1 protein-coding gene is annotated in these 281 nt (G+C 58.7%); it reads right to left on the bottom strand.

The genetic code is table 11. The annotated features are described in order from the left end of the window. Positions 1–184 precede the first annotated feature (184 nt). Positions 185–281: nucleoside-diphosphate kinase (locus QSV46_RS39535; protein WP_409997291.1), on the bottom strand; the 97-nt coding region annotated here is incomplete at its 5' end.

The raw sequence follows: 281 nt of genomic DNA, 5'->3' as shown, positions 1-281 counted from the left end.
ATGTTGATCCACATGATCTTGCCGAGCGCGACCCAGAAGGCGGGTTGCTGCATCTCGGCCTGGAACTGGGTGAAGAACGCAGAGAGCGTTGCAGGATCGAAGATTTGCAAGAGCCAGTTCACAGCGTTTCCCCCAGGCGTCTTCAGCCGTTGCGCGCGGCTATTGCGGCCGCTCTTCTAATCGATTAGCCGACGATTTCGTTACCGGAAAAGAACTGCGCGATTTCGATCGCGGCGGTCTCCGGCGCGTCCGAACCATGCACCGAGTTCTCGCCGATCGAC

The organism is Bradyrhizobium cosmicum (assembly GCF_032290525.1).
GTDB classification, from domain to species: Bacteria; Pseudomonadota; Alphaproteobacteria; order Rhizobiales; family Xanthobacteraceae; genus Bradyrhizobium; species Bradyrhizobium cosmicum_A.
The sequence above is the reverse complement of the archived record's forward strand: the minus strand, read 5'-3'. Positions and strand labels throughout refer to the sequence as shown.